Source organism: Pseudomonas sp. SLFW (assembly GCF_009905615.1).
GTDB classification, from domain to species: Bacteria; Pseudomonadota; Gammaproteobacteria; order Pseudomonadales; family Pseudomonadaceae; genus Aquipseudomonas; species Aquipseudomonas bambusae.
The window spans coordinates 244,212-265,201 of the sequence record NZ_JAAAKW010000004.1; the positions used below are offsets into that span (position 1 = coordinate 244,212).

18 protein-coding genes are annotated in these 20,990 nt (G+C 58.0%); 8 read left to right on the forward strand and 10 right to left on the reverse strand.

Translation table 11 applies throughout. The features are described 5' to 3' along the window. The first annotated feature begins 98 nt into the window (after positions 1–98). From GVN17_RS09480 to GVN17_RS09490, 3 genes are all read left to right on the forward strand, one after another. Positions 99–1,334, forward strand: coding sequence for an OprD family porin (locus GVN17_RS09480; RefSeq protein ID WP_166594993.1), 1,236 nt, complete (start codon positions 99–101; stop codon positions 1,332–1,334). Positions 1,335–1,439: 105 nt separating this feature from the next. Next, on the forward strand, positions 1,440–2,168 hold the full coding sequence (locus GVN17_RS09485) for a DUF969 domain-containing protein (protein WP_166594994.1): 729 nt from the start codon (positions 1,440–1,442) through the stop codon (positions 2,166–2,168). After that, entirely contained in the window at positions 2,165–3,115 is a 951-nt protein-coding gene (locus GVN17_RS09490) for a DUF979 domain-containing protein (RefSeq protein WP_166594995.1), read from the forward strand. The genes GVN17_RS09485 and GVN17_RS09490 overlap by 4 nt, the downstream gene beginning before the upstream one ends. A 194-nt stretch (positions 3,116–3,309) precedes the next feature. Here the strand turns inward: GVN17_RS09490 and GVN17_RS09495 are convergent, their stop codons facing one another. Beyond that, positions 3,310–4,377 (reverse strand): heparin lyase I family protein, encoded by a 1,068-nt coding sequence (locus GVN17_RS09495; RefSeq protein WP_166594996.1) that lies wholly within the window; start codon positions 4,375–4,377, stop codon positions 3,310–3,312. Between the two features lie 393 nt (positions 4,378–4,770). On the opposite strand from GVN17_RS09495, the gene GVN17_RS09500 reads away from it, so the two are divergent. Together GVN17_RS09500 and GVN17_RS09505 are read left to right on the forward strand one after the other, a co-directional pair. After that, on the forward strand, positions 4,771–7,341 hold the full coding sequence (locus GVN17_RS09500) for a sulfite reductase flavoprotein subunit alpha (protein ID WP_166595171.1): 2,571 nt from the start codon (positions 4,771–4,773) through the stop codon (positions 7,339–7,341). Positions 7,342–7,402: 61 nt separating this feature from the next. Beyond that, a complete protein-coding gene (locus GVN17_RS09505) occupies positions 7,403–7,762 on the forward strand; it encodes a histone-like nucleoid-structuring protein, MvaT/MvaU family (protein ID WP_166594997.1) in 360 nt (119 codons plus the stop codon). Between the two features lie 203 nt (positions 7,763–7,965). Here GVN17_RS09505 and GVN17_RS09510 read toward each other — a convergent pair whose 3' ends face one another. After that, a complete protein-coding gene (locus GVN17_RS09510) occupies positions 7,966–9,066 on the reverse strand; it encodes a harpin HrpZ family protein (RefSeq protein ID WP_256665161.1) in 1,101 nt (366 codons plus the stop codon). An 866-nt stretch (positions 9,067–9,932) separates the two neighbouring features. Between GVN17_RS09510 and GVN17_RS09515 the strand changes: the two genes are divergently transcribed. Further along, a complete protein-coding gene (locus GVN17_RS09515) occupies positions 9,933–10,631 on the forward strand; it encodes a flagellar hook assembly protein FlgD (RefSeq protein ID WP_166594998.1) in 699 nt (232 codons plus the stop codon). 26 nt (positions 10,632–10,657) lie between these two features. Then, entirely contained in the window at positions 10,658–11,986 is a 1,329-nt protein-coding gene (flgE, locus tag GVN17_RS09520) for a flagellar hook protein FlgE (RefSeq protein ID WP_166594999.1), read from the forward strand. Between the two features lie 255 nt (positions 11,987–12,241). Here the strand turns inward: flgE and GVN17_RS09525 are convergent, their stop codons facing one another. The 7 genes from GVN17_RS09525 to GVN17_RS09555 form a co-directional block, all read right to left on the reverse strand. After that, a complete protein-coding gene (locus GVN17_RS09525) occupies positions 12,242–13,591 on the reverse strand; it encodes an MFS transporter (RefSeq protein WP_166595173.1) in 1,350 nt (449 codons plus the stop codon). A gap of 200 nt (positions 13,592–13,791) precedes the next feature. Continuing rightward, complete coding sequence (locus GVN17_RS09530) at positions 13,792–14,607, reverse strand: alpha/beta fold hydrolase (protein WP_166595000.1); 816 nt, start codon at positions 14,605–14,607, stop codon at positions 13,792–13,794. Beyond that, entirely contained in the window at positions 14,594–15,436 is an 843-nt protein-coding gene (locus GVN17_RS09535) for a sugar phosphate isomerase/epimerase (RefSeq protein ID WP_166595001.1), read from the reverse strand. The genes GVN17_RS09530 and GVN17_RS09535 overlap by 14 nt, the downstream gene beginning before the upstream one ends. Beyond that, complete coding sequence (locus tag GVN17_RS09540) at positions 15,436–16,512, reverse strand: Gfo/Idh/MocA family protein (RefSeq protein WP_166595002.1); 1,077 nt, start codon at positions 16,510–16,512, stop codon at positions 15,436–15,438. Before GVN17_RS09540 ends, GVN17_RS09535 begins: the two co-directional genes overlap by 1 nt. A gap of 41 nt (positions 16,513–16,553) precedes the next feature. Beyond that, on the reverse strand, positions 16,554–17,327 hold the full coding sequence (locus GVN17_RS09545) for an SDR family NAD(P)-dependent oxidoreductase (RefSeq protein ID WP_166595003.1): 774 nt from the start codon (positions 17,325–17,327) through the stop codon (positions 16,554–16,556). 49 nt (positions 17,328–17,376) lie between these two features. Further along, positions 17,377–17,805, reverse strand: coding sequence for an RbsD/FucU family protein (locus tag GVN17_RS09550; protein WP_166595004.1), 429 nt, complete (start codon positions 17,803–17,805; stop codon positions 17,377–17,379). 38 nt (positions 17,806–17,843) lie between these two features. Then, a complete protein-coding gene (locus tag GVN17_RS09555; RefSeq protein ID WP_166595005.1) occupies positions 17,844–18,854 on the reverse strand; it encodes an ROK family protein in 1,011 nt (336 codons plus the stop codon). Between the two features lie 89 nt (positions 18,855–18,943). Here GVN17_RS09555 and GVN17_RS09560 point away from each other — a divergent pair, with 89 nt between their 5' ends. Further along, complete coding sequence (locus GVN17_RS09560; protein WP_166595006.1) at positions 18,944–20,524, forward strand: ROK family transcriptional regulator; 1,581 nt, start codon at positions 18,944–18,946, stop codon at positions 20,522–20,524. Here the strand turns inward: GVN17_RS09560 and GVN17_RS09565 are convergent. Then, a complete protein-coding gene (locus GVN17_RS09565) occupies positions 20,521–20,892 on the reverse strand; it encodes a hypothetical protein (protein WP_166595007.1) in 372 nt (123 codons plus the stop codon). The two genes, GVN17_RS09560 and GVN17_RS09565, sit on opposite strands and share 4 nt — an antisense overlap. Between the last annotated feature and the right edge of the window lie 98 nt (positions 20,893–20,990).

Below are 20,990 nucleotides of genomic sequence, written 5' to 3' on the forward strand. Positions count from 1 at the left end.
CTTCAGGGTCGGGGTGTTTCAATGCCCGACCTCATTCATCCGCTGCGCTCTGCCAGCAGTCGGTCGTTACCGCTGCGCGCTCATGGGAAGAGGCTTCAATGACGCATAACAACCAAAAATACGTCTGCGCGTTGCTCGTTGGCGGCGCGACGCTGACTTGTGGATTGACCGCACAGGCCGATTTTTTCGGCGACAGCAAAGGCGAGCTCGAAGCCCGCAACTTTTACTTCAACCGCGATTTTCGACAGACAGGCGCTCGGGACAAGGCCGAGGAATGGGCGCAGGGATTCCTGCTGCGTCTTCAATCGGGCTACACCCCTGGCACCGTCGGCTTCGGCCTCGATGCGCTGGGCATGGTGGGGTTGAAGCTGGATTCGGGCGACGGCACGTCGGGCACCGGGTTGCTGCCCGCTGACCTGTCGTCCGGCGGCTCGCAAGAGGACTACGCCAAGCTCGGCCTGACCGCAAAAATGAAGGTGTCGAAGACGGAGCTGAAAGTCGGCTCGCTGTTCTTCAAGGACCCGGTGATCAATTCCAACGACACCCGCCTGTTGCCCCAGACCTTTCGCGGCGGGCTGTTGACCTCGAAGGACCTGAACAACTTCACCTTCACCGGCGGCCACATCGACCGCATCAAGGCCAACAGCTCCACGGACTTCACCGAGATGAGCGCCAACCGCATCGGCGGGACCAGCAACGATTTCAACTTCGGCGGCGGCGAGTATCAGGTCACCCCGCAACTGGCGCTGAGTGCCCATTACGGCCAGCTGGAAAACGTTTATCAGCAGTATTACGGCGGGTTGGTGCACGTGCTGCCGTTGGGCGTGGGACAGAGTTTGAAGTCCGACCTCCGCTACGCCAGCAGCCGCGAGGACGGCAACTTTCGCGACCTCGACAACAAGGCCTTGGGTTCGATGTTCACCTACAAGGTCGGCGCTCAGGCGTTTGGCCTCGGCTACCAGCGGATGACCGGGAGCGATCCGTTTCCCTACATCACGGGCAGCGATCCTTACCTGGTCAACTTCATCCAGATCGGCGATTTCGCCAACGCCAAGGAGCGCTCGTGGCAGGCGCGTTATGACTATGACTTCGCAGCGCTGGGGCTGCCGGGCCTGACGTTCATGACCCGTTACGTGTCCGGCGACAACGTCGAACGTGCGGCAGGGGGCGAGGGCAAGGAGTGGGAGCGCAACATGGACATCGGCTACGTGATCCAGAGCGGTGCGTTGAAGAACCTGGGCGTGAAATGGCGCAACGCGACCGTGCGTTCGAACTTCGGCAATGACCTGGACGAAAACCGGCTGATCGTGAGTTACACGCTGCCCCTGTGGTGAGTCGCACGCCCTTGTACCGGCACGCCGCTGTAGCAGCACCACAAGCCGGGCTGCTACAGGTTCGCGTCGGCTGTTCTTCAGAGTCACAACATCGAGATTCCCATCATGCAAACCGCTATCAACCTCTGGCCGCTGCTGGGCGTGCTGGTCATCGTTCTGGGCTTCGTCCTGCGTTTCAACCCGATGCTGGTGGTCGCCCTCGCGGCGCTGGCCACGGGCCTGGCGGCGAGCATGCCGCTGGAAACCGTGCTGGCGACTATCGGCACCGGCTTCATCAAGACCCGCACCTTGCCGCTGATCATCCTGCTGCCCTTGGCCGTCATTGGTCTGCTGGAGCGCCACGGCCTGCGATTACACGCCCAGAACTGGATCGCGCGCTTCACCCGCGCCACCGCCGGACGCCTGCTGATCGCTTACCTGTTCGTGCGTGAAACCACGGCGGCACTGGGCCTGACCAGCCTCGGCGGGCATCCGCAAATGGTTCGTCCGCTGCTCGCGCCCATGGCCGAAGGCGCCGCTGAATCACGCTTCGGCAAGTTGCCCGAGGCCTTGCGCATCAAGCTGCTGGCGCTGTGCGCAGCCACCGATAACGTCGGGCTGTTTTTCGGCGAGGACATTTTCGTCGCCTTTGGCGCCATCGCCCTGATGCACACCTTTCTCCAAGGCTCGGGGATCGACGTCGATCCGATGCACATCGCGGTCTGGGGTATTCCGACGGCGATCTGTGCCTTCGTGATTCACGCCATTCGCCTGCACCGTTTCGATCAGCGCCTCAGTCGCGAACTCAAGGTATTGCCGCAGACATCCCCGGTCGCTCAGGAGGTGACGCCATGATCCTGTCCATTCAATACCTGTACTGGCTGGCCGGTGTGATTCTGGCGATCACCGCGTTCATGACCGTCACCGACCACAGTAACCCCAAGCGCTGGACCACCGGGCTGTTCTGGGGGCTGTTCGCGATTGCGTTTCTGATCGGCGACCGTTTGCCGCCCGTGTGGGTTGGCGTAGGCGTGGTGGTGATGGCGCTCATCGCGGGTTTCGGCGGCGTCGGCTTCGGTCAGCACGATAACCTGCCGGACAAGGCGCGGCGGGAGAGTGCAGGGCGCCTGAAGAACAAGCTGTTCATTCCGGCGCTGGCGATTCCGCTGGTGACGGTGATCGGCGCCGTCGTGCTGAAAAACGTCAAGTTTGGCGATGTGTACTTGCTCGACCCGGCCAACAGCACCTTTGTTTCGCTAGGGATCGGCAGTCTGGTGGCGTTGGCCTTGGCGTGCCGGCTGACCCGCGACACGCCGGTGCAGGCCATGCGCGAATCTCGACGCCTGACTGAAGCGTTAGGCTGGGCGCTGGTGTTGCCGCAAATGCTAGCGATGCTGGGGCTGGTGTTCAACGACGCGGGGGTTGGCAAGGCGGTGGCGCACCTGGCGACGGCCTACATCAACCTGGATTTCCGCCTGGTGGCGGTGATGGTTTACGTGTTGGGCATGGCGCTGTTCACGATCGTCATGGGCAACGGCTTCGCAGCGTTTCCGGTGATGACCGGCGGCATCGGGGTGCCGGTGCTGGTGGGCATGTACGGCGCCAACCCTGCGGTGATGGCGGCCATCGGCATGTTCTCCGGCTACTGCGGCACGCTGATGACGCCCATGGCCGCCAACTACAACCTCATCCCGGCGGCATTGCTGGAGTTGCCCGACAAATACGCCGTGATCAAGGCGCAGATACCAACGGCGTTAGCGATGTTGGTGGTGAACATCGTGTTGTTGTACACGCTGATGTAAGCCGTTTCCGGCTTTTGATTCTGCCCGGAGGCAAGGTGGAGCGGCGGGGTGGCGCTCCACCTTGCCTACGATCTGTTGCGAAGCGTCAGCAGAACCTGACAACTCAATCATGCTGACACACCGGAATGGCTGAAGTCCCACGGTGCAGCACACTCCCATACCTCGGTGTACAGCTGCACAGGGGCTGATGGGCTCTAGCCTTTGGCTACACTGAAACCCGAAAACAGACTGGTCGCCGGGTTGTGATCGCCCTCATTGCGATACTGACCGAACTTGGCGTATGAGTCACTGCTGTGAGTATCGAACATGGTCGAGATGCCTTTTTTGTCGAAGACACTCTCGCCATTTTTCGTCACCGAAATTTCGCCATCCCCAATCCCACGCTTGAAATCAATCTGAAAGTCGGCCCATTTGCCGACGTCTTTTGCGGCGTCTCCAGGTTTGCCAATGTTGAACACTTTCGAGGGGGCATTGCTGTCCTCGCTGGTCTTGAGATGCAGTTGATATTGCCCGTCTTTGGTGGCTAACCAGGCGCGTGGGCTGGGCTTGGCATTGTTGTGGTCCAGCACCTGAAAGAAGGTGCCGTCGTTGTTCGCTTCACGCTTCATGCCAAATTTGAAACTGTAGGGCTGCCCTTCCTGGAGCTTGGTGCCGTCCTTGATTTCTGCTCGGGGGCTGGTCGAGTGTTCGGTGTAATGGCCCTTATTGAAATCGACCTTGATGACGTCGCCTCGCTCCGGGTCCTTGGCCATGCCGATGCGATCTTCCGGTGATTTCTGCACACTCAGTTGATTACCGAGTGAGTGTTCGGAGAAATTTCCGCTTGCCGGGCTGCCTCCACCTCCCTTGCTGGCCTGTGTCGGACTGGCACCGGATGGCTGGTTACTCACTGAGTCGTGGCCTGCGTTCGTCGCCGGATTGCTGCGGGGAGCCGTATGACCCGTAGATGTATCGGCTGAAACCGGGCCGCCTTGCATGAGTGCCTGCAGTCGCTGAAGCATTTCCTGAATCAGAGTGACCAGTTGAGCCAGCGGATCACCCTGATTTCCGATACCGCTGTTGACGTTGTTCTGTGGCTGAAGAGCAGGGCTACGAGCGCCAAAATCAACGTGTGAGTTTTGGGGCTGAGAGGCGAATGAAACCGTCGAGTTGCCACTTCCTACTGAGCGCTCCTGGCCTGGCTGGCCACTTGAGGTGGAGGCGTGCTGGGGAGTGGAAAGTTCCAGTGGCGTCGTGCGGATAAGCGAGTTGATTGCCGTCATGGTCTAGACCTGTCGATGAGGTAACAAACTGCCAACCCCCTTGGGCGGGCAGGGTTCTGTGACGGCTGAGTGGGCAATTGGCAGGCAAGGTTCCATGCCTTGAGTCATAGAAATAGCGCGTAATTCGGCGAATGAAATGTTTACGCGTGGTACAGGCGTTTAGTCGTTTATTGGTGCTTTTTCTCGATACGTTCGCGGTGCATTTTAGGTCGGCTTGCGAGATTTTTTCCGGTGGTTGCGCGCCGCCTTCAAGCGTTAAAAACCACAAGTGACACCTTCACGATCACGATCAGAAAGGTCGTCCTTGTGAGCATCCTCGCCGGCGCTGTTGGGTAGGCATCAGCGTGGTCTCAGTCTGAGCTGCCGCTAAATACTCCAAGGGGTTCAAGGGTGCTGAAGAAGGTCCTGTTTCAACTGCACTGGTTCTTTGGAATAACAGCGGGACTGGTGTTGGCCATCATGGGGACCACGGGGGCGCTGTATTCCTATCAGGAAGAAATACTGGACACGCTAAATGCTCATCGGCTTACCGTGCAGCCGCGTGAGCAACCGATGCCACTGGCCGAGCTGGTGCAGCAACTTGAAAGGCAAACCCGTGCCGTTGTTTCGACGCTGCAAATCGAGGTGGGTGGTCACAAGGCGGCTCAGGTCTGGAGCCTGGCTGCTGCGGGCCAGTCGCAAGCCGTCTTGAACAATTTCGACCCGTACACTGGCGAGCTTAAACCCGATACCGTTGGCCAGGATTTTTTCCGGTTTGTTCTGGATGTACACCGCTATCTGGGTGCAGGGGGGTACGGCAAGCAGGTGACGGCAGCGTGCGCGATGATTCTCGTGTTTTTCTGTCTCTCCGGGCTGTACCTGCGTTGGCCACGTCAGGTGTGGAACTGGCGCGTATGGCTGGTGCCGGACTGGAAAAAAGTGGGACGCAGTTTCAATTGGAGTGTGCATTCCGTCATTGCCACGTGGTGCCTCGTCGTCTATTTGTCGCAGGCGGTGACAGGGCTTAATTTCTCCTATGCCTGGTTCAATCAGGGGCTAACCTGGCTCATCGGTGACCCGCCACAGGCGATGGAGCAACCGCGTAAAGCGCCTGCGCCAAAGCCTGCAGTTAATGCTGCCAACGCATCGACCCCAGCCTCGCGAGCCCCTGCCACTGTGGACTACGGTGCCATCTGGGAATCCATCAAACATGCGGCCGGGCCAGAGCTCAAGGCCTACAACCTTCGCTTGCCCAGCACGGTCGGAACGCCTGTACTCGTTTTTTATTTGCTAAAGGACTCTCCTCATCCCCGTGCGTTGAACCAACTCGTCCTCGACCCCCGTAGCGGTGAAGTGCTGGCGGCGTCGCGCTACGCCGACAAGGGATTGGGTTCTCAGTTATTGATCAGTAATTATTCGGTGCATACGGGCAGTTATTTTGGCTGGATGGGCCGAGTGATCATCACGGTCGCTGGCCTGCTGATGCCGCTGTTTTTCATTACAGGCTGGTTGCTCTATCTGGATCGACGTCGCAAAAAACGCGATGTTCGGGCTGTGCGGGGCGAGGTGTCCGAGGCCGGAGATGATCGCGATAATCAGAGCCCCGCGTGGCTGATCGGGTTTGCCAGCCAAAGCGGGCATGCCGAGCAACTCGCATGGCAGACGGCTGCGCACCTGGAGTCGGCCGGTTTGACCGTGCAGGTCAAACGCCTGGCGAAGATGACCGAGCAGGATCTTGTTCGAATGCGCAAGGCTTTGTTTATCGCCAGCACATTTGGTGACGGGGAAGCGCCGGACAGCGCTCGTGCTTTCGAGAGGAAGTTTCTGCGCCGGCAGGTCACGTTGCAACGGCTCGATTACGCCGTATTGGGATTGGGAGATCGGCAGTACCTGAATTTCTGCGGGTTCGCACGACGCCTAAATGACTGGCTTGCCGCCAACGGAGCCAATGCTCTTTGTCCGATGATTGAAGTGGATAAAGGAGACCCCGTCGCGCTACGCAGTTGGCAGCAGCAGTTGGAAGCACTGACGGGCACCACAACACTCACGTTTTGGGACATGCCCGAGGATGAGCGCTGGACACTGAGCCGACGGGAATGCCTGAACGTCGGTAGCGTCGGTTCCAAGGTGTTTCTCCTGGACTTGACGTCGACGACCGGAACACGCTGGGAAGCAGGTGACCTAGTCGAAGTTCATCCGCGAAATTCGCAAGCCGTCGTGAGCGACTTTCTTTCCGTCGTCGGGATCGACCCAGGCACTCAAGTGACGGTCGGCGAGAAGGTCACACCGCTTTCTGATGCCCTGATGGGGTACGGGTTGCCCTCCAGTCCTACACCCGCCGCGAGCCTGGGTGGGCAATCACTCATCGACTCGCTGTTGCCGTTAACCGTGCGCGAATACTCCATTGCCTCTGTGCCTGAGGACGGGTGCCTGCAATTGATGGTGCGTCAGACGTTGCATCCTGATGGAAGTCTGGGGTTGTGTTCAGGATGGTTGACCGAGCAGGTGGCGATGGGGGGAGAGGTCAGGTTGCGCGTGCGCCGTAATCGGCATTTTCATCAGCCAAGCCAACCGTTGCCCGTGATTTTCATTGGCAACGGAACCGGGCTCGCCGGACTGAGGGCGCTACTCAAGGCACGAATTGCCAAAGGTGAACTGCGCAACTGGCTGCTGTACGGCGAGCGTAACGAACAGCACGATTTTCATTGTTCTGCCGAGCTTAAGCACTGGTTGGCGCGTGGGGATATTGCCCGCATGGACCTGGCGTTTTCCCGGGATCAAGCAGAAACGATCTACGTGCAGGACCGTCTTCGCTACGCGAAAGATGAACTCCACCGGTGGCTCAGCGAAGGCGCAGCCATCTATGTGTGTGGGAGCCTTGAGGGCATGGCCCAGGGAGTCGACGATACGCTGAAGGCCCTGCTGGGGGAGCACTGTTTACAGACACTGACGGAACAGGGTCGCTATTGCCGGGACGTCTACTGACGACCGAACCGCGTTCCCGGTATTTATTGCCGGACAACTTTCGATATTGATAGGAGTACACATGTCAAAACTCACAGAGTTCCGTCTGCTCGAACAGTCACTCGCCGCTCAACTTGAAACCCTGGAAATGTTAAGAACGGATGTTGAGTTTCAAAAGGAACTGGAATTCGAAACGAAACTCAAGGCGTTGCTGTTCGAATACGGCAAGGATGTGCGGGATCTTGTAGCGATGTTCAACCTGCAGGATAAAAGCGACGGTATCGATACCCAGACTAAAGGAAAGCGGCGTGCTCGGGTGATGAAGGTCTATCAAAATCCTTATAACCAACAAATTGTCCAATCAAAAGGGGGTAATCACCGAGTTCTTAAACAGTGGAAGTCCCAGTACGGTGCTCACGTCGTAGAACTGTGGGTGAAATAACCACCGCTGCCGACAGCCAAGTGTTCGTTGGAAGAACATCGTTGGCGGCGGAACGGATTAAATGAACGTCGCCGAGTGCAGTGCGCAGAGCCGCTTCTTTCCATAACCGTTTGCCCCCTTTTGCGTGCCATAGCGTTGCGCAGTCAGGTGAGTCGGTGGTGTTCAAGAGCGGCTCTGGCATCAGGTGCGTAACCGGGAAGGGTTCAGGAAATGCCGGTCCCTCCGTTTACCAACGCGGCAACGATCGAAGCGGCCGCAGCGGTCAGGCTGTTATTTAATGCGTGCTGCAAAACCGGTGGGTTGGATGGACCGGCGTTTTGAGCGAGGCCGCTCGTACCTGCTTGCCCGGACTTGGGTCCCTGCTGCAGCGCCCCACTCAGTATATCTCTCAGCTTCTTCAGCGGACTTTCCGTGGGTTCACCGTCCGGCGCTTTAGCGAGGGAAGCCATGTTCTGCGAGGCGTTTGCGAGTTTTTGGCCTGAGAGTTGCGCGGCCAATGCGGGGGCGATGTTGTTGATCTCACCCACAATGTTATGCAACGCGTCGGTCCCGTTTTTCCTGGAGGCAGCGTTGAGGACCGTTTCGGACACGTTCTGGGCGGCTTCGGACAGGCTTGGTTGCTGAGTGCTTCTGACCAAAGACGCAATATTGAGCACGGCGTCCTGTAGGCCGGCCTTGGCAGCGTCGGCGTTGACCGGTCTGTTCTGCAATTCGCTGCCGAGCATATCCACCGCACCACGGAATGCGCCCGTTTCTTTGGCGTCCAGATAGTTATCTTCCTTGAGCTCGTTCTTCCAAGAACCTGAGTCCGGCGCCGGAAATTTGCCAGGGTTTTGATCCATGAACGTGGCCACTTTGCTCAAAAGCGGCATGTCCTTTGAGGAAAATGCCGTTCCTTCACCCTGCTTGGTGAGCAGATTATCCAAAGCGGCCTTGCCCAGGCCGCTAAGCATTACAGATTGGTAGTCGGCTTCGCTTGCAGGCTTGCCATGCACGGGCACGATGTCGAAATTGCCTAATTTATCCTTGATGACCTGATCCAGCGCCGATTTGACCTGCCCTGGGTTGACCGATGCCTCCATTGAGCTGAACGGATGTTTCTTGTCCATTTGCTTGCCAACCATTTGGCCCAACGGCGAATCCTGGTCCAAGTGTCCATCCTTGATCAGACTCTGTGCAATGTCGGCAGCTGCGAGGTTCTTGGGGTCCATTCCGTCGCGCAGGTCGGCGCCTTTAACGGATTCATTTTTTGCGATTTCGCTGATACTGACATTTGGGACGTTAGTGGTTATTACGACTTTCATAAAAGCTCCTGATCGTTTAAAGCCCATTGTGTATGCGGCGCCGAGGCGGATGTTCAGGTCTGGTATCACCCAGGGTGTTTCATTGACGCACTGAAAGCGTCGGCCCGAAAGTAAAGTTCAGCTGTCCTTGCAGCCTGTACGGGCTGGTGGGGCAATAATGTGCTTTTAATCGCTCGGGTCCTAATGCGTGGTTGTATCGATATATTGGTTCCGTGATTTCTTATTTTTATAAACTTTGCAGCGGATTATTTAACGGGTGTGGCAATGGTCTATTTATTACTGCCTGAATTGGTATGGCAGGCTGTTTCCAGCGTTTAAATGGAGAGGGTGATTTTCACCTTTTTCTGGAGGGGCGCCGCTTTAGTGGCGGAGTGCTGGGAAGAAACCTGGTGATAGGGGATTTGAAATTGGACTGCATTTTCTCAAGTCCAATTCAGGCTCGACAGGATCCAGGGTAAAAAAGCCCCGCCTGGCGGAGCCGTCAGCGTGGTACAGAGATTTAATTTAAAACTGGTACTTTTTTGCCCGTTAGGGAAAGTCCACCGTGTAGGTGCTGTTAATGTGCCGATGGCCTTCTTTGAAGGCGCGGTGCGGCAGCGCAGGGGGTAAGTTTTCGTCAGGATTCGTCAAGCGCTGCCAGGTTCACTTGCGATTTATATATATTTTATAGCCCTGTCTTGCGTCCAAAATCATCGTGCTGGCGTCGTCGGGTTTTAGCGATGTGGATAAACGGAAGTGTGCTGTGCTTTAACAATGGACGGTCATCAACGGCTGGCGTTTTTTTTACGCTTTACGTCCGTTACGCGTGTGGTGGCAGAAGAGCCTGCGACACGTAATCAACCTTATTGCCCACAGAGATCTCGACTATGACGACATCTGTAAATAACACGACCTCGGCTGACTATATCAATTCGTTACAGAAACCAACTTCCGGGAAAACAGGAGATGCGACCACCGGGGCCAGTTCGCTCGGAAAGGATGCTTTTCTAAAACTTCTGGTTACCCAAATGCAGAATCAGAACCCGCTCGATCCTCAGGATAATACTCAGTTCGTTGCACAACTGGCGCAGTTCAGCAGCCTGGAGAACATGCAGAATCTGAGCACATCGGTAGATGCCATCGGGGGGATGTACCAAAGTTCGCAAGCGCTTCAAGCGGCGTCGTTGGTGGGTCGAACAGTCATTGTGGACAGTGGCTCGACGTACTCCGACAGCGGGAAGGGTGTAGCCGGAGCGATCAATTTGCCAGCTCTTAGTACGTTGACTGCCGTCAAGGTATATGACGCCAAGGGAACTTTAGTGCGCACATTAAACCTGGGCGAGAAAAAAGCGGGTGAAACCAGCTTTACCTGGGATGGCAAAGACGAGGCTGGTAATACCCTGGATTCCGGAAAATACAGCTTCGTCGCGACGGGCAGTATTGAAGGGAAAAGTACGACGTTGAAAACCTTTCTTCCTGACAAGATCACCAGCGTGGCGATGGGGACGGCAAGTTCGCCAATGACGTTGAACCTGGCTGACGGCACAAACGTTGGCCTCTCCAAAATTCAGAAGATAACTTTGTAGTCTATACGGCTGAGCCGAGGTGAGAAATGTCTTTCAATGTAGGCCTGAGCGGGCTGTCTGCCGCCAATAAAAGTTTGCAAGTAACCGGTAACAACATTGCTAACGTCGCGACGGTAGGATTCAAATCCTCCCGTGCAGAATTTGCCGACCAATATGCGCAGTCGATCCGGGGTACATCGGGCGGCACAAATATAGGCACTGGTGTTACTACTTCTGCGATCAGTCAGAACTTCACTCAGGGGGCCTTAAACACAGGCACAGGTCGTGACCTCGATCTGGCAATCAACGGCAATGGCTTCTTTATGGTCAGTAACAACGGTGAAAAGCTGTATACCCGGGCCGGCAATTTTCACACCGATACAGCGGGCAACATCATCGATACCAACGGCAACAACCTGCAGGGGTACGGCGTTGATGCTAACGGCAACGTGAAAACCGGGGTGCTGTCGAACCTTCGCGTTGATATGTCAAATATGCCCCCCAAAGCCACCAGTGCTATCACTCTTCAATCGAATCTGGATTCGAGCAAGCCCATTGTGACCGGTGCGGCGTTCGACCCTAAGGATACAAGTACCTACACCACGCTTATCAATACGAAAATTTACGATAGCCAAGGTAATGAGCATCAGCTCAATCAATACTTCCGCAAAAATGGCGACAATGCTTGGACTATGTATAGTTTGATCGACGGGCGCAGTATCGCTGATCCTGCGGCAACACCGCCGGTGCCCGACGAAACTCAGTTTACATTCGATGCCTCTGGCACATTGATCACGAGTCCGGCGCCGACCTCTACCGCCAACATCGCGGTCAACACGGACGGTACGTTTACGATCAAGAACTGGGTCCCCGGTCAGAGCAAGACGGTCGGGACAACCACCACTTGGTCTGCCAACGGGGCATCTTCAGTAACGGGTGGTATGAAATTGGACATGCTCGCTACTACGCAAACCAACGCCGTTGCAGGGCCTATTGCGCAGCATCAGGATGGTAATTACACAGGCCAGATCAGCGCCATGAACGTTGATGCCACAGGGACTATGTTCGCCACTTACACCAATGGTGAGTCAAGAGTCATTGGGCAGGTGTCTTTATCAACCTTTGCAAACGTTCAGGGATTGGCTCCCGCAGGTGGGACCATGTGGCGGGAAACCTATGCTTCGGGGATTCCTGTCACCGGTACACCTCAGTCCGGGACGCTAGGCAGCATTACCGGTTCCGCGCTTGAGGAGTCCAATGTTGACCTGACGGCGGAACTGGTAGAGCTGATCAAGGCGCAAAGTAACTACCAAGCAAATGCCAAGACCATCTCGACAGAGAGCACCATTTTGCAGACTGTTATTCAGATGACTTGATCTGGTCATCAACTCCAACCTCACTTTCAACCGACTACGGATCTACAGCCTCCTAGGTGTGCTTGTGAGGAGAGCGCTCAGGCTGCCTGGCTTTGAATGTTGATAGGGTAAGCGCTAGCAACAGGTGAACCAGTCCGCATAAGCACAAAGCGCGCAACGCGTACTGGACGTGAAGCGCGCTTTTTTGTACCTGCCTGGTGCAGTACTGCGTTCGTGGCTGTTCGAGTCTAGGCCCAATCGATTTCAGCCCGCGACTCAGGTGGCATCCGCATGACTGACGAGCCCCTTCACCAGGACTGCGACAGCGGCGATGGTGGCGGGGACTACGAGTGCGGTCAGCACCTGCTCGAAATTCCATCCCAGGCCGAGCAAAGTCGCCCCGGCCCAAGCGCCCAGAATCGCCCCGAAGCGGCCGATTCCCAACATCCACGAAACCCCCGTCGCACGGCCTTGTGTGGGATAGAAGCGTGCCGCCAGGGACGGCATGGCAGACTGGGCGCCATTGATGCACATGCCCGCCAGCAGGACCAGTATCGCGAGCAGTGAAACGTGATTCAGGCTCTGGCCGACCATCCAGGTGAAAATGCCGGCGAGAAGATACGCGCCGCCGATCACCCAATGCGGCCGGAAACGGTCCATTGCCCAGCCAACGGCCACAGCACTCAAGACACCGCCGAATTGAAAAATAGCCCCTATGTAAGCCGACTGCTCGACGCTCATTCCGCTGTCGCGCATCAACGTGGGCAGCCAGCTTGTCAGCAGATAGACGATCACCAGTCCCATGAAATAGGTGAGCCAAAGCAGCAACGTGCCCGTGCTGTACACACCGCCAAACACGACCTTGAATCCGCTTCGGGTCTTGAGCGCGCTCTGTTCGGGTGTGGTGAAACCGCTGGCGAGTTCCACCTGCGCTGGCGCAATAGGCTTCACGGTTCGGCGGATGATCTCGATAGGCCGCCTGCGCACGACCAGAAAGCGGGCTGACTCAGGCAGCCATCCCAGCAGTAGCGCGGCCAGTGCGAGTGGCAGGGCTCCGCCGAGTACCAGCAAGCTGTGCCATCCGAGCAGGGGAATGAGTTTGGCGGAGATAAAGCCGCCGCAGGCCATCCCGAGGTTGAAGCCACAGAACATGCAGGTGACCAGAAGGGATTTGAGACGCGCCGGAGTGTACTCGGACAACAGGGTAGTGGCGTTCGGCATCGCTGCGCCGAGCCCGATACCCGTCAGCAATCTCAGGATCAACAGCTGTTGGACATTGCTGCTGTAAGCCGACAACAGGCTGAACACGCCGAACAGGGTGACCGCAATGATCAGCACCCAACGACGACCGATACGGTCTGCCAGAGGGCCGGACGTCAATGCGCCGAAGACCATTCCGATCAGCGCGGCACTCATCACCGGGCCCAGGCTTGCCCGATCGATACCCCAATCCTGGCTCAGTGCGGGGGCGATGAACCCCATCGCCGCGGTATCCAGTCCATCCAGAAACACGATCAAGAAGCACAGAGCCACGATGCGCCATTGATAGAGTGAGACTGGGTTGTTATCGATGAGCGCCTGAATGTCGAGAGGGGGAGAGGCGCTCAAGGGAGGCGTTGCGTTCATGGGGTTTACCTTTATTTTTGTGAGCAGCGGCAAGGCTGGAGTCACTTTGCAAGGCCCGAAGCTGTGTATAGCCGTCCTGTTTCAAGTGACAAAAAGCCTGCGCTGTAGTGTCCTCCTGCGGTTTTGAAGTGGGTAATGAATAAACAGGTGCTATCCATGTCCGTAACGTTATGGATCACCGTTCGGAGGGCGTGTGAATATTAGCCAGCGAAGAGCGTTGTGGTCAGAAAATCATTCAGGACCTCTCGAAACCCTTGGAGATACTGTTCACGACTCAGCGTCTTCGATGCGATCACGCTCAACCGGGACTGGCTGATCAGGCCTGCGAGTGTTTCGGCGGTATCCATGGAATGAATGAAGTCCTGCCGATTCGCAATGATCTGAGTGGGGCACGTTAGCGCCTGTAGAGCGGAGATGGAAACGCCGGGTCCATCGTCAGGAATGAGATTGAGCAGAGGGACTGTGCTGATTGGATCGCGATTGAAAAAGCTCCGCAGGGAGGCAGCGTTGTCGGGCGAGATGTGCGCTATCTCATGCAGAAGGGGGGACGCTTCGAATCGGAGCGCTCCCTGCTGCGGCCCGAGCTGGTGCAGCAGCCGAGCCACCTCCCGATAGATTTTCATTCCGTGGGGGGCGTTTTCCGCGATCCACGCCGGACGTGCCAGGATGAGCGCCGCTGCCCTTTGAGGATGCGTCACGGCGAGGCGCAGAGCCACAGCGGCGCCGAGCGATATCCCCCCGAACACCGCTCGCTCGATTTCGAGATGATCGAGCAGGGCAAGCGCATCATTGGCGAATTGAGCGATGCTGAGCGCGTGGGTGTCCCCCAATTCAGAAGCACCATGGCCACGGCACTCAAGCGTGATGCGTCGGATGCCTTCGGTGCTCGGGAACACTTCGGCCGGCTGGTTGTGATCGGCCCCAAGGCCGTGTTGCCACAATACGGTCAGCCCGGATCCCTGATCGGTATAGGCGAGTCGACAGCCATCGGCTGTCTGGAAATCATGCAGGCTCATGGGCTTCCCTCCGGATGATGCGTTGCAGATAGTCCGCGACTCCAGGGGCATCCACCTCTTCGAAATTATGGCCGACCAGTGGCCCGTCATAGCCGGTGGCACGCACGCGGGCGACGAATTGCGGCAGGTCCACCGCGCCCTTGCCGGCGGGGACCACGATTCCGTGGCTGTCGATATCCTTGGCGTGAACCAGAAGAAGATGCTCGCCCAGCGAATCGGTGGCGTGTGCGACGATCTCCTGCTGTCGGGATTGCGCAGATGGCGGCAAAAGATTCGCAGCATCCAGCACGATGCCCAGACGAGAGGACCTCACTTCATCAAGGACCTTTCGAGCGGCAACGGCATCACAAATGACGTTGCCGGGTTCAGGTTCGATCCCGAGCGTCAGGTCGAATTCGTCGGCCAGCGCCAATGCGAAAGCCAACTCATCACGCAGGTCGTACCAGGCCTGCCTTGAAGCGTTGTCCGGATGGGCGCGCCACATGTCCGACAGCTCCCGCGAACCTGTGCAGAGCGTCACCAATGGCACCCCCATTTCCCGGGCTGCCCGCATGACATTTGCGAACCCCAGGCGCAAGCTGCGCCGGTACACCGGGTCAGGATGCGCCATGTTGTAGGTGCCTGACAGGGCGCAGATCGAGATACCTGCTTCGCGCGCGCCCTGCGCGATGCTTGCAGCAATGCCATCAGGAAGCTCTCTTGGCAAGGACGCCAAGCCCGCGCACGACAGATTGAATTGCGTGGCACCGAAGCCATCTGCGCGAATTTTCGAAAACAAGCTGCCTGGGTATTTAGCCGAATAGGTGCGTGCAAAAACGCCCGGCGTCATCACAGTTTGCCCTCGACATCGGCCAGTCTGACGGGCTTGCCGCTGGCCACCGATCGAGCGGTGGCAATCATCGCCCGAACGGACGCAATGCCGTCGTCGATATCGGCGCCTCGCATCGGAGCCCCATCGAGGAGCGTGTCGGCGAAGCCTTCCAGTTGTCGGCGATAGAAATGGCCATCGGCTGCCAACGGGCGGTGCCAGGTCGCGTCGCGCTCCGAGAAGATGTCCACTTCGGACGATTTGAAGTACCACGGGTTATAGGTCTTGGCGATGACGCTGCCGTGTTCGCCGTACAGTTGCAGGCCTTCATGCCAGTCCATGCGCACCGCGACGGTCAGGTCCAGATGTCCCGCAGCGCCATTGGCGAATTCGACATCGATGAACCAGGAATAGGCGCCGAACTTTTCGGTCAGGCGTGCGCTGACTTGAACAATGTCGCCACACAAGAAACGGGCGGTGTCGAACAAGTGACTGCCGTGGGCGAGCATGTAGTACTGCCGCAGATCCGCCTTGGGATTACCGGCGGGCTTGAGGGCTTCTTTGCTGAAGATCGGCATCGGCTGCACGGCGTCAGTGACGGTATAGCGGTGGGTTGAATCGCAGTACCACGCCTTGAGCGCCAGTATCTGTCCCATCTCGTCGCGCACGAAGTCTCTGGCGCGTTCCAGGCCGATGTCGAAACGCTTCATATGACCGACTTGCAGGATTTTCCCGGAGTCGCGCACCTTGGCCGCCAGATCCTCTACTTCTTCGACACTTACACCCAGCGGCTTTTCACAGAGCACGTGCTTGCCTGCCGCCAGCGCACGGCGTGAGGCCTCGACATGGAACGCATCGGAGGTGGCGATGATCACAGCGTCCAGTTCAGGGTCGGCCAGCATCCGATCATAATCGAGGAATGTTCGGGTGGGGCCGTAGGTCGCGCCCATGCGATTGACCAGATCACTCGCCACATCGCAGATGGCATGGAGCTCGGCGTTGCGCGCTTTGACGCAGGAATCGAAATGAGCGAACTGGGCGATCGGGCCGCAGCCGAGCACGCCGACCTTGAGGCGACGGTCATCTTTTACGTTCATGGTCCATCCAAAATAAACAGGTGTTGAGAAAAAAGGAGCGGTTACACCGCTGTCCATCCGCCGTCGATTTTCAGCGTTGCGCCGGTGATCATCTGGGCGGCTGGCGAGGCCAGAAAAACGACAGGTTCTGCGACGTTTTCCGGCTCACCGATTTTGTTGAGCGGGATGCGCGCGAGCAGCGATTTGAGCGACGCATCGTCCTCCAGCCAGCTTCGGGTGCTGTCGGTGCGAACGAACGTCGGGGCTACGGCGTTTACGCGGATGCCCAGATCGGCCCACTCGACGGCCAGGCATTGCGTCATGTGGATCATCGCGGCCTTGGTCATGCAATAGATCGGTTCGCCGTGGAGTGCGACCAACCCCGCTTGTGAGGCGATATTGACGATGCTCCCGTGCCCCCGCGTCGCCATGCTTCGAGCCGCGGCCTGCGCAGCAAAAAAAGCGCCTTTGACGTTGAGGTCGAACATCGCGTCGTAGTCGACAGCGCTGACGTCAATCGCTGCTGCGGGATGGCTCAGGCCTGCGTTATTGACGAGAATCGACAAGGGGCCGAGCTCCGTGTCCACCGCTGATATTGCCTGGGTGATGGACGCTGTCGAGAGCATGTCCATGTGCACAGCGATGGCAGCGATGCCCGCGTTTTGAAGCAGCTCCGCTGCGCGCTTGCCAGCCACCAGGTCTCTACAGCCGAGGGCGACCCTTGCTCCCGCGTCACCCAGGGCCTTGGCACAGGCGTAGCCGATGCCCCGTGTCGCGCCGGTGATCAGGGCCGTTTGGCCTTTCAGCGAAAACGGGGGGGTGGTGTCACTGTTCATAGCGTTGTTCCTCCGAAGTCGAGAATCGGGTTGTCGAGAGTGACGGTTCTTACTCAGGCGCGAGGGTTCCTTTGCGAAGCAAAATGTTCCCGTAAACCCGTTCCTCACCGGTGACGATGATTGCCACTGCATTGGAGGCGCGCGTCTTGAACGGCGAGGGTTGCAACGACGCCACCTCTCTGCCGGGCGCATGGCGGCCAGCGACGTCGATCAGGTCGGCCATCACCGGAAGGATGTGATGAGGTTCATCGTGCACCTCCATGCGCGTCACAGCGTCCGCGCTGTCATCCAGCGGCAACACCGACAGCACCGCGTCCAGCGTGCGTGGACCATCCGAGCCGTCGTGGCGAACGAGCGTGGGTCCAGCGCTGAGTGCCGGATAATTTCGGTCGACAATGGCGATCTCTTCGCCATGGCCCATTGAACGAAGAATGGAGAGCAACTGCGGGCCAAGGATTGGGTCGATGTTTTTGAGCATGGGTTCTTCCTTTTCAGTAGGTGCCACGAAGGGTCTGATCAACGGGTGTGTGGCAGGTGTCGATGCGCCCGGACGATCGCGGGCGCCGCATGCAGGACACTCGACCAGCCCAGTACGGCCCAGCGTAAATCCAGAGCGGCACCGGTCTTGGTGCAAGGGGCATTGGCCGCGATGAGCTGCTTGAGGCGGTCCTTGGGGTAGCCTGCGATGCTTAGCACCCCGCCCCCCAGGATGACCGTTTCGGGCGAGAGCGTTGCCATGGCTGCGCTGACGACAAGGGCCTGATGACGGATAAAATTGTCCAGGGCTAGGGTCAGTTGCGTCGGCTCGGAGTCCGTTTCGAAAAGCGCCTCGACAGGCACCCGATACCGTTGCGCGATAGCTTGCAGTGCTCGGCCGGACGCGTAGTCCTCGATGGACGGATGCTTGAGAGGGGAGAGGGCCTCGATTTTCTCTCCGAAGACAGGTACGTGACCGATCTCCAGTGCCCAGCCGCTCCCCCGATACGGTTTGCCATCCATGAGCAGGGACGCGCCTATGCCGGTTCCAAAGAAAATCGCCAGCGCGTTGCTGGTACCCATGGCGGCGCCGGCCACGGATTCGCCAATCAGCGCAAGGTTGGCGTCACGTTCCAGGATGACGGGGATCTGCAACAGAGCAGAGAGCTCGCTTCTCAGGTGTACACCGTTCATTTCTGGAATGTTGGCCACGTTGAGTAGCCGGTCGCCATCGGCGCCTAAAAAACCTGGAACGGTGCTGACCACGATGTCTGGAGTCAGGCCTGATTCGGCGATGAACTGTCGGGTCAATACCGCGAGGGATTCGACCGGGTCGCTGTTTCTGACGCATCGTGTCGGCACTTGGTGCTGGAAACGCTGCACCCTCCCTTCGCGAACACAGCCGAACTTGATGTGCGTCCCGCCCATGTCGATCACGAGAATGTTTGAAGGCTCAGGGGGGTACGTATGACCTTCATCTTCGCCAACCTGTCGTTCGCCAGTGTCAGCGTTTTGATGCGCGAAGCGATAGCGTTCAAGGCTACGGCTCATGGCGATGCTCCTGATCATTGACGGCGAGGCTGACATGCCTGCTGTTTGTATTTAATCTAAACAAACTGAAATGAGCGTCAATGGCCTGAATGCCTGCAGATATAAATAAAAAAGCGGGCATTCAAGTGGCGATTGGGATGCAAAAAGACTGCATTAATGATCGTTGGAGACCGACCGGAATGGGTAAGCACAGATCGCTCCACGCTGCGATCGAAGCAGTGGTGGACGGAACCAAGGCGGGCAGGTTGCGTGCACTGCTGCCAGAGATCGAGCAGAGGCTCTCGGCGGGGGCACGTATCGCTGACGTGGCCAAAGCGCTCAGTGAGCATGGGTTGCCTTTATCGGTCGCGACACTCAAGAGCTACTTGTATCGCTCGCGAAAGGCGGCGAGAAATGTGTTGAGTGAAGCCGCAGGGCCAGACGCAATGCCGCTCCCCATCGTCGGGAACAGTCCCTCGGCCAACGCACCCCCACGTGAGGTGTTCGACCCCATCGTCAATTCGGGAACGACGTCCGGTTTGCTCAGGCATATCAACACCGTTCGCTGTCTGCGACTGCTCAAAAAGGGCGATCTGCTCAGTCGTGCGGACATGGCGCGCAGGCTTGATCTGACGCGCGCGACCATCGGCAATACAGTGAAAGAACTCCTGGAAAAGGGGCTCGTCCTGGAGACGATCGATCGTTCGAGTGCAGGGCGATCCGGGCGTCCGGGAGCGGGGTTGGCACTCAATCCTCAAGGTGCCTATTCGGTGGGGATCGACATTTCGAGTCATGCACTGACCGCTGTCCTGGTCGATTTGAGTATGCGCGTCGTGCAAAAGATCTCCATTCCCGTCGGCCACGATCTTCGGGAAGTGGGCAGGGCGGTAGAAGAAATTGCCCTGATACCCTGGCGTCTGTTGGCGGCTTCGGGGCTCAGCCCTCAGCGTATTCTGGGCGTCTGCGTTTCCATCCCCGGCCTGGTTGATCAGCAGGGGCGGGTCGTCGTCGCGCCGTTTCTTCATTGGCGCGATGTCCCGTTGCAAGCGACGTTGTCCGCTCATCCTCATCTGCCTTGGCCGGTGACAATCTGCAATGACGCGAACGCGTTTGCCAATGCCGAACTCTGTTCGTTGCAGGAACGTGACGCGCAAAACATGGTGTTGATTCTGCTCACTGAAGGGTTGGGGGGCGCCATCGTGCAGCGCGGTCAGATATTTGCTGGCAGCCATGGTTATGCAGGGGAGCTTGGACACCTGGTGATGGGGGCAAGCCTTTCAGCGAGCGATGATCAGTCCTTCGAGCGTCTGGCAGGGCATGAGCGGTTCAGCGCCTTTCTTCCGTCTGATTGTTCCCTGGAGGACGGGTTGATGGCGCTTGCCGATGAGGGCGCCTATTCGTCCCCATCGCTGGAACGGGTTCTGGACCAGTGGGCTGACGTCCTTGCAACAGGATTGGCCAATCTCGTTTACCTGCTCAACCCTGAAAAAATCGTGTTCGGCGGACCGTTGAGTGTCCTTTTCCCGCGCATCAGGTCGCGGGTCGAGGGCCTGCTCGCCCGGCACCTCTTGCACGGCTTCAACGTCCCATTGCTAGAGGTGACGCGTCTGGGTGCCGATGGGGCGGCCATTGGTGCCGCCTCCGTGATTCGCGAGCGGATCTTCTCGCTTGCGCGGATCGAAAGCCCTTAGTCGGTGGCAATATGGGGCGTTGTCGTAGGGCCCGTTGTCATTCGTGCGGGCCCATGAGGTGCGCTGTGGACACTGCTCGACACCTTGCCAAGCACGGTGGTCACGAATGCCTGGTCAGTTGCTGTGTGCCCTGGCGGAAGTTGGTAACCGCCGTTTTTGCGCTCCACTTCCACAATCAGTCCGCTGGGCAGCTTGACGAACACAACAGGTTTTTCGGGTTGCGTCGGGCGGCACTTCGCGTAGTTGCTTTCTGCGCCAAGCGCCTGCAGGGCGGCGGCTCGACACTCTTCAAGCGTCAGGCCTGCCTTGACCGGCAGTTCTTTGTTGATATTGATGACGGTGGCCAGATACAACGTATAGAGCGACATAGCGGAGTCCTTCCGAATGACAATGCCGGTAGCGATTGCGATCGCCAATTGAGTGCGGATTCAGGGCGTCAGCGATGGGGTCGACGCCCGCTGGTACA

What these genes read in the sequence shown, in the direction of transcription:
- GVN17_RS09540 (WP_166595002.1), bottom strand. Translation starts at nt 16,512, where the DNA reads ATGAACGTAAAAGATGACCGTCGCCTCAAGGTCGGCGTGCTCGGCTGC.
- GVN17_RS09485 (WP_166594994.1), top strand. Translation starts at nt 1,440, where the DNA reads ATGCAAACCGCTATCAACCTCTGGCCGCTGCTGGGCGTGCTGGTCATC.
- GVN17_RS09555 (WP_166595005.1), bottom strand. Translation starts at nt 18,854, where the DNA reads ATGAGCCGTAGCCTTGAACGCTATCGCTTCGCGCATCAAAACGCTGAC.
- GVN17_RS09560 (WP_166595006.1), top strand. Translation starts at nt 18,944, where the DNA reads ATGCCTGCAGATATAAATAAAAAAGCGGGCATTCAAGTGGCGATTGGG.
- GVN17_RS09525 (WP_166595173.1), bottom strand. Translation starts at nt 13,591, where the DNA reads ATGAACGCAACGCCTCCCTTGAGCGCCTCTCCCCCTCTCGACATTCAG.
- flgE (WP_166594999.1), top strand. Translation starts at nt 10,658, where the DNA reads ATGTCTTTCAATGTAGGCCTGAGCGGGCTGTCTGCCGCCAATAAAAGT.
- GVN17_RS09515 (WP_166594998.1), top strand. Translation starts at nt 9,933, where the DNA reads ATGACGACATCTGTAAATAACACGACCTCGGCTGACTATATCAATTCG.
- GVN17_RS09550 (WP_166595004.1), bottom strand. Translation starts at nt 17,805, where the DNA reads ATGCTCAAAAACATCGACCCAATCCTTGGCCCGCAGTTGCTCTCCATT.
- GVN17_RS09480 (WP_166594993.1), top strand. Translation starts at nt 99, where the DNA reads ATGACGCATAACAACCAAAAATACGTCTGCGCGTTGCTCGTTGGCGGC.
- GVN17_RS09495 (WP_166594996.1), bottom strand. Translation starts at nt 4,377, where the DNA reads ATGACGGCAATCAACTCGCTTATCCGCACGACGCCACTGGAACTTTCC.
- GVN17_RS09545 (WP_166595003.1), bottom strand. Translation starts at nt 17,327, where the DNA reads ATGAACAGTGACACCACCCCCCCGTTTTCGCTGAAAGGCCAAACGGCC.
- GVN17_RS09490 (WP_166594995.1), top strand. Translation starts at nt 2,165, where the DNA reads ATGATCCTGTCCATTCAATACCTGTACTGGCTGGCCGGTGTGATTCTG.
- GVN17_RS09510 (WP_256665161.1), bottom strand. Translation starts at nt 9,066, where the DNA reads ATGAAAGTCGTAATAACCACTAACGTCCCAAATGTCAGTATCAGCGAA.
- GVN17_RS09535 (WP_166595001.1), bottom strand. Translation starts at nt 15,436, where the DNA reads ATGACGCCGGGCGTTTTTGCACGCACCTATTCGGCTAAATACCCAGGC.
- GVN17_RS09530 (WP_166595000.1), bottom strand. Translation starts at nt 14,607, where the DNA reads ATGAGCCTGCATGATTTCCAGACAGCCGATGGCTGTCGACTCGCCTAT.
- GVN17_RS09505 (WP_166594997.1), top strand. Translation starts at nt 7,403, where the DNA reads ATGTCAAAACTCACAGAGTTCCGTCTGCTCGAACAGTCACTCGCCGCT.
- GVN17_RS09565 (WP_166595007.1), bottom strand. Translation starts at nt 20,892, where the DNA reads ATGTCGCTCTATACGTTGTATCTGGCCACCGTCATCAATATCAACAAA.